6 protein-coding genes and 1 pseudogene are annotated in these 6,565 nt (G+C 68.8%); 5 read left to right on the forward strand and 2 right to left on the reverse strand.

The features are described from left to right. Positions 1-1,560 precede the first annotated feature (1,560 nt). Positions 1,561-2,088: pseudogene (locus F8271_RS33535) on the reverse strand (Tn3 family transposase). A gap of 16 nt (positions 2,089-2,104) precedes the next feature. On the opposite strand from F8271_RS33535, the gene F8271_RS32675 reads away from it, so the two are divergent. From F8271_RS32675 to F8271_RS29075, 4 genes are all read left to right on the forward strand, one after another. Further along, positions 2,105-2,254 (forward strand): hypothetical protein, encoded by a 150-nt coding sequence (locus F8271_RS32675; RefSeq protein WP_192580507.1) that lies wholly within the window; start codon positions 2,105-2,107, stop codon positions 2,252-2,254. A gap of 148 nt (positions 2,255-2,402) precedes the next feature. Continuing rightward, entirely contained in the window at positions 2,403-3,371 is a 969-nt protein-coding gene (locus F8271_RS29065) for a hypothetical protein (protein ID WP_151493027.1), read from the forward strand. Further along, entirely contained in the window at positions 3,368-3,577 is a 210-nt protein-coding gene (locus F8271_RS29070; protein WP_151493028.1) for a hypothetical protein, read from the forward strand. The genes F8271_RS29065 and F8271_RS29070 overlap by 4 nt, the downstream gene beginning before the upstream one ends. A gap of 97 nt (positions 3,578-3,674) precedes the next feature. Continuing rightward, a complete protein-coding gene (locus tag F8271_RS29075; protein ID WP_225854841.1) occupies positions 3,675-4,259 on the forward strand; it encodes a type II toxin-antitoxin system Phd/YefM family antitoxin in 585 nt (194 codons plus the stop codon). A 253-nt stretch (positions 4,260-4,512) separates the two neighbouring features. Here F8271_RS29075 and F8271_RS29080 read toward each other — a convergent pair whose 3' ends face one another. Beyond that, complete coding sequence (locus F8271_RS29080) at positions 4,513-4,863, reverse strand: hypothetical protein (RefSeq protein ID WP_151493030.1); 351 nt, start codon at positions 4,861-4,863, stop codon at positions 4,513-4,515. Between the two features lie 130 nt (positions 4,864-4,993). Between F8271_RS29080 and F8271_RS29085 the strand changes: the two genes are divergently transcribed. After that, a complete protein-coding gene (locus F8271_RS29085) occupies positions 4,994-5,524 on the forward strand; it encodes a DUF4158 domain-containing protein (protein WP_225854842.1) in 531 nt (176 codons plus the stop codon). The last annotated feature ends 1,041 nt before the right edge of the window (positions 5,525-6,565 follow it).

The following is a 6,565-nucleotide window of genomic DNA, read 5'->3' on the forward strand; positions in this document are numbered from 1 at the left end:
CCCACCCTCCCCGGTCAACCGCAGCCCGTCCCCACGAGCCCGATCGGCCAGCATCGCGATCAACTGCTCATCCGTCACCGCACCCACCGGCTCGGCGGCCGGCTGTCCCACGGTCGTCTCGGTCGTCATCTGGCGTCTCTCCCTTGATCGGTCGATCAGCCGTTATTTGTACAGTCCCACATGACCCGTGATCAAAACAGCCCGCCCGGTAGCGGCCGCCACGCCACGCCGCACATCCCACGAGTCCATACAGAACCGCAGGTCAACCCAAGATCAACTTAAGCTACGTGGCATTGCGCCCGAGCCCTCCCCGCAGCACGCTCCGGGGATCCGGTCCGGGCACTCCTCCCACCCGGCACCGGAGGCCTCGTCTCGCCCAGCGCCGCTTGCCGTGCCTTCTGCGCCGCGCCCGAGCTATGCGACACCCACCACAGGTGGGGCGCAGATGACCGAACCACCGCAGCGGCCAACTTTGGTGCCTTCGGGGGCCGTATCGGCCGGGGGCGAGGGCAGGGAGCAGTTCCGTGGGTTGATGAAGGACGTCGCCTACTTGCAGTCGACGATCGCCCCGTCAACCAACACAGAGGGCACTTCACCTTTCCGTGCCGGCGGGGCCGAAGCCGAATCTCCATGGACGCGCGTGGCCTCGAGTTCCGCCCGGCGGGCTTAAAGCCACCTGCTCGGTGACCTGATGCGGATGGCCGACTGAGCAACGTCCACCTGGGGCAGGGTCGGGTCGCCCGGAGGGATCTCACCTCCGGGCTCCCACGGAACGGAGCGTGACAGTCTCCCGTCACTCCGCTCGTACCACCCTGGCCGTCATCAGAGGGTCTCGCGGTCAACGAGTTCGGTGCAGGGGGTCGGCTGGAGGGGCACTAAAGAGAAGTCGTGCGCCGGAAGGCCCGTCGAGTTAAGGACGTGCACGGCGGCGGACGCGGCACCACATCTACTGATCCAAGGCATCAACCTCCCCGACCTGCATCAGATGCGTTGGGCCAGGACACAAACAGATCGAGTCGGCCGGGTTCAGTGGTGAGCACGTGAACCTACGGAAGAGACCCTACGTTGTAAGTGCTGTACATCCATCCACAAAGGAGCAACGTGCTGCCTCGAGGTCCAAAACTCGCCCCGGCTCTCCCGGTTTCACATAACCTCGCGGCTATGGCACCCCAACCGCCTAACCCGACCGCAACGGCTCCGAACGCCTCCTCGCGATCACGAGAAAGCCAGATCACGATGAGGACCAGGACCCAGGCTGCTGCTACGACCTCAACGAGGGCCCCTGCGAAGCCGGTGGCCTCCGAAGAGAATCCGGCTCCCGTCCCATCGGGCCCGGCGGAGTCCTTGTCGAATCCGGCACCCCGCAGGCCATCGCCTCCAGCGGAGTCCTTGTTGAATCCGGCTCCCACTCCGTCGGGTCGGACACCCCGTTGAAACCTTGGTCGCTTCGGCCAAGCGCGCAGCGTCGATGACTGCAGGGCCCTTGTCATCGGCCCGTCGCAGAAATACCCCGTACGCCGCCGGTCCCGTCCCCGCTCTGAGGGCGGGACCGGCGGCGTCTCAGGTCGCTTCGGCCCTGGCGGGTGCGGGACCGATGGTGCCGCGCTCGTAGTCGATGCGTTGGTCGAGGTCGAGTTGGAAGGTGCCGTGCAGGGCCACGTTGGACCAGAACAGCGGAGTGAGACCACGCAGATCATGTTCGGTGAGCCGGGCCGCCCACTCGGGCTCGGCCAGGACCCGGTCGACCATTCTGGTGTTGACCAGCACCAGCGCCGATTACAGCAGGTGCAGGGCGAGCATGGAGATCTCCTGAGCCTCGCGGTCGACGCCGGGCAGTTCGGCCTCGCGGCCGTAGTGGATGGCCACGTTCGCGGAGTTCCACTGCTCGACGACCTGGAGCCCTTCGTGGATCTCCCGGCGCAGGCCCGAGTCGGCGAGGTAGTCGGCGATGAACGCCGTACGGACCGCGCGGCCGAGTTCTTCGATCGCGGCGAGGGTGGGGTGCTTGGGGCCGCGGGTGTTGAACCGACGCAGGATCTGCTCGGCCTCGGCGGTGCCGAGCTGCAAGGCCCGCGCGTACTTGATCATTTGGTCGTATTCGCGGGTGATCAGGTCGCAGTTGATCGTCCGGGAAGAAGGCCCCGACCCGCTGCGCTTTCCCGACCTCTACAGCCCCGCAGCGCCCGAGGACGACCGGGACGAAGACGACGACCTCGAACCGCTCGACCTCCCCGAGCGCGGCGCCGTCCACTGACACCACCGCGATCAGTAGCGACCGGCCCCGCCAGCACGAAATGCTGCGCGGGGCCGAACCGTCTGTAGCACCTCAACCAAGATCAGATATTTGGCGGGCTGGGACAGCTACCCAAGCGCGGGGCCAGCTGGAGCCGGTCCTGCCGGCGGTGCGCGACGTCGAGGCCGGCGCCCTGGCTCGCATCGCGGAGGCCGAGACCGCGATGACGGCCGCCGTGCAGCGCGCCCAGGCCGCCGAGGCCGAGCGGGACCAGGCGCTCAACGCCGCCCACACCGCCGAGCGTGAGCGCGCCCAGGCCCACACCGAGCGCCACGCCGCTGTCGCCCGCGCCCAGGCCGCCGAGCGCGACGCCGCCGACGCGGTCGCCCGCGCCGCCCGCGACGTCGCCGACGCCCGCCAGGCCCAGGGCCGCGCCGAGGCCGAGGCCGAGGCCCGCGCGACGACCGCCGCCCGGGAGACCGAGCGCCGCCGCGCCCTGGAGGAACGCCACGAGGAACTGCGCGTGCAGTTGCGCGACGCCCGCGCCGAGAACAAGACCCTCGCCGGCGAACTGCGCGCCACCGAGAAGACCCTGCGGTCCGAGACCACCCGCGCCGAGCGCGCCGAGTCAACCGCCGCGGCGGTCACCGTCGAACGCGACGCCGCCCGCGCTGACGTCACGCGCCTGAGCGCCGAGATCGACACCATGCGCGGCGACCTGACCGACGCCCGCGCCGCCGGCGAGCACCTGCGCGGCGAGCTGGCCACCGTCACCCACCGCGCCGAGACCGCCGAGGGTCGCGCCGAGCGCGCCGATGCGACCGCCGCGGCGGTCGCCGTCGAACGCGACGCCGCCCGCGCCGACGCGGCCGGCGCCGAGAGCGCCCGCCGTGACCTCGACGCCGAGCTGCGCGCCGAACGGGCCACCCTCGCCGAGGTTCGCCGCCAGGTCGAGCAACTGCACACCGAGCGCCGCGCCGCCGAACAGGCCGCGCAGGAGGCCCGCGCCGACGCCATCCGACACGAGGGCGCCGCGGCGGCCGCCACCGACCGCGCCCAGACCGCCGAGGCCCGCGCCGAGCACCTGCAGACCCAACTCGACCAGGCCCGCAGCGACCGCACCGGTGGCAAGCAGTGAGCGCCACCGACGACATGCTGCTCGACCGCGATGTGTCCGGATGGCTGATCTACCAGATGCCAGACGGCCGACAGGTCCGCGTCGACGTCGACACCCGCCGGCCGTTGCGCTGGACGGTGGACATCCCGGGCGGCGACCTGGTCGACGGACTCTCCACCGAGCAGGTCGAGGCGCTGCTGCGCCGCGAAGCCGCACGCGGGGCTTGACCAGACCCGCCGTCACTCACGCACCAAAAATGCATAAGGTGCCTAGCGAAAATCTTGCAAGGCACCTTATGCATTGCCTATGGATTTCGATGTTCCGATGGTCTTTGTCGACCTGGTCGACCGGCTCGGCCCGCCCGTCCCCGTCGAAGAGGCGCGTACCCAGCGCTGGACCGAACTGGTGGCGGCGGCCGAGGCCGGCACGATCACCCTGATCACCCGCGACGGCTACGAGTGGGCCGCCCTGGTGCCGCTGTCCGAGGTCGCCGAGCCGGTGGCCGCCCTGCCGGTGTGGTCGCTGTCGGAGGCCCGCAACAAGCTCGGCCAGGTGGTCCGCGAGAGCCACGCCCGCGCTCAGGTGATCACCCGGCACCGCCGGCCGATCGCCGCGGTGCTCGATGCCACCGTGCTTGTCGACCGGCCCGCGCCGGCCGCCCGGATCGCTGCCGAGGCGCTGCTGCAGGCCGGGCGCCGCATCGTGCTGCAATTCGACGAGGGCAACCCCGGCCGGATGGGACATGACGGCGACGTCGTCGAGGAGCCCGAGGAGCAGTGCTACCTGGCCACGGCGCTCGACCACGACGAGCGCACCGTCGCGGTCGGCATCGGCCCCAGCATGGGCGAGGCGCTGCTGCGCCTGGCCGCGCCGGCCGCCGTCGAGGTGGCCGCCGAACCGCCGTTCTAGCAGCCCGTCGAAGGGCGGGTTCCGTGGCGTCGCAGGCCCTGGCCTGGACGCACGCGGTGACCGCCAGATCGGCGGCGCGAGCCGACCCCCTCGCCTGGACAGCATCCGGGGGCCGACCCGCTACTCGGCCCCGCGCTTGGGTAGCTGTCCCAGCCCGCCAATTATTTGATCTTGGTTGAGGGCGCTACAGACGGTTCGGCCCCGCGCAGCATTTCGTGCTGGCGGGGCCCGGTCGCTACTGATCGCGGTGGTGTCAGTGGACGGCGTCGCGCTCGTGGAGGTCGAGCGGTTCGAGGTCGTCGTCTTCGTCCCGGTCGTTCTCGGGCTCGACGCGGCTGTAGAGGTCGGGGAAGCGCAGCGGGTCGGGGCCTTCTTCCCAGTCGAGGCTGTCGGCGTCGGGCCAGCCGGCGCGGTCCTCGGCGACGTGGATCGCGTGGTTGGTGGCGGGGTCGGTGTCGCCGTGTACGGGCTCCATGCGTTCGTCGTAGACGAGGAACTGCCCTCTGTGGTCGCGGGCGAGTTGGACGTCGTCGGGGTCGATGCAGAGGACGACCTTGTTGATCTCGGTGTGTTCGGTGTCGTCGTCGATCTCGACGCAGACCATGATCGGAGCGTCGTACCGTACCCACCTGCGCATGGTCCGTCCTTCGTGTCCGCCGGGTGTTGGGGTCGGCGTTCAGGGTATCGACGACGGTCCCGGGTCGCTGCCATCCGGTGATCGTCGTCTGCCAAGGGTGTTGTTTGTGCGCCGGGAGTGGGAACTGGATGACCTGATCGCGTCGTGGACGCTGGTCGATGCCGATCAAGAGCTGTTGGTGGGCAAGCATGATGTGCCGCGGTTGAGCTTCGCGTTGATGGTGAAGTTCTTCGAGATCGAGGGGCGGTTCCCGCGGCACGTCGGTGAGGTCCCGACGGCGGCGGTGGACTATCTCGCCCGGCAGCTCGGACTCGCGGCGGGTCAGCAGGCGCGGTTCGAGGTGACCGGCCGTAGTGCGGAGCGGTTCCGTACGCAGATCCGTGAGGCGTTCGGGTTCCGGGTGTTCGCCCGCGGTGACGAGGACAAGATGATCGCGTGGCTGGCTGAGCAGGTCTGCCCCAGCGAGTTGAACGAGGATCGGCAGCGCGAGGCGGTGCTGGCCCGGTGTCGGGCGGAGAAGCTGGAGCCGCCGGGCCGGATGGACCGGATCATCGGCACTGCGAATCGACTCGCCGACGCCCGGCTCTGCGAGGACACGGTAGCTCGTCACACGATCTGCGCGGCCTGACCCCGCTGTTCTGGTCCAACGTGGCCCTGCACGGCACCTTCCAGCTCGACCTCGACCAACGCATCGACTACGAGCGAGGCACCACCGGTTCCGAGCCTGCCGGGCCGAGGCGACCTGAGACGCGCCGGTCCCGCCCCCAGAGCGGGGACGGGACCGGCGCGGGGTATTCCACGACGGGTCGATGACTCCGGGGCCCCGCAGTCATCGACGCTGCGCGCTTGGCCGGAGCGACCAAGGTTTCAACGGGGCTTTTGAACCCCCGGAGTGGGAGCCGCATGCGAGAAGGACGCTGCCGTGCCCGATGGGGTGAAAGCCGCGAAGGTAGAAGTAGGTGGAACTGGATTTCTCGATATGAGGGCGGCGGCGGTACTCCTGCCATAAGGAGCAGTTGCTTGCTCGGCGGAAGGCGGCGCCGTAGGGCGGGTTCCAGAAGGCAGCCCAGCATAGGAGTGCGCGTAATGCGCCGAAGTCTCGGGCGTCGACGCCACCGCCGGCCGCCCAGGACGCCCGATTTCTCCATTTTGCTTTAACTCGTCGACTAGCCGAGCATAGTCGCCAAGGTTCGCCAGAACCCCTTCATATTTCAGACCCCAACAGACTTCCCTGAATTCGTTCGCGGCTTCAGGGATATTCGTGTTTTGGCTTATTCCAGGCACGCCACCACTTCTAAGCCATTCCGAAATGCTGCCGCCGGTGCGTGAATGGTAATTCACAAAGTCATAGATGTGTAAAGCCCAGGCCGAGATTTCGGCGGGTGTGGCCGCGGAAGGCGTGGAGGCGAGAGAGCGGTGCGAGGAATGGCTAGCAAGGGAAGGTTCCGTCTGTTGTTGGCGGCGAATAGAAGATGGCAAGCGTGTGGATGAAGATGATGGAGTGCCGGCTGATGCAGATGCCGCTTTCCGTGGAGGAGGGAGTATCCGCTGAGGCCTGTCCGAACGCGACGCTGGAGCAGCAACAGACGGTCCGACGCTCGCACCATCATCCTCCGTCCGGGCTTGCCGCTTGCTGCCGCCGGAGAGGGAATCGGTCCACCCTTTAATA

The organism is Micromonospora sp. ALFpr18c, assembly GCF_008868155.1.
In the GTDB taxonomy this organism is placed as follows: Bacteria; Actinomycetota; Actinomycetes; order Mycobacteriales; family Micromonosporaceae; genus Micromonospora.

Bases quoted from the DNA above. Each gene is read 5' to 3' on its own strand.
- F8271_RS29080 (WP_151493030.1), bottom strand. From the start codon at position 4,863: ATGGTCTGCGTCGAGATCGACGACGACACCGAACACACCGAGATCAAC.
- F8271_RS29075 (WP_225854841.1), top strand. From the start codon at position 3,675: ATGGTCTTTGTCGACCTGGTCGACCGGCTCGGCCCGCCCGTCCCCGTC.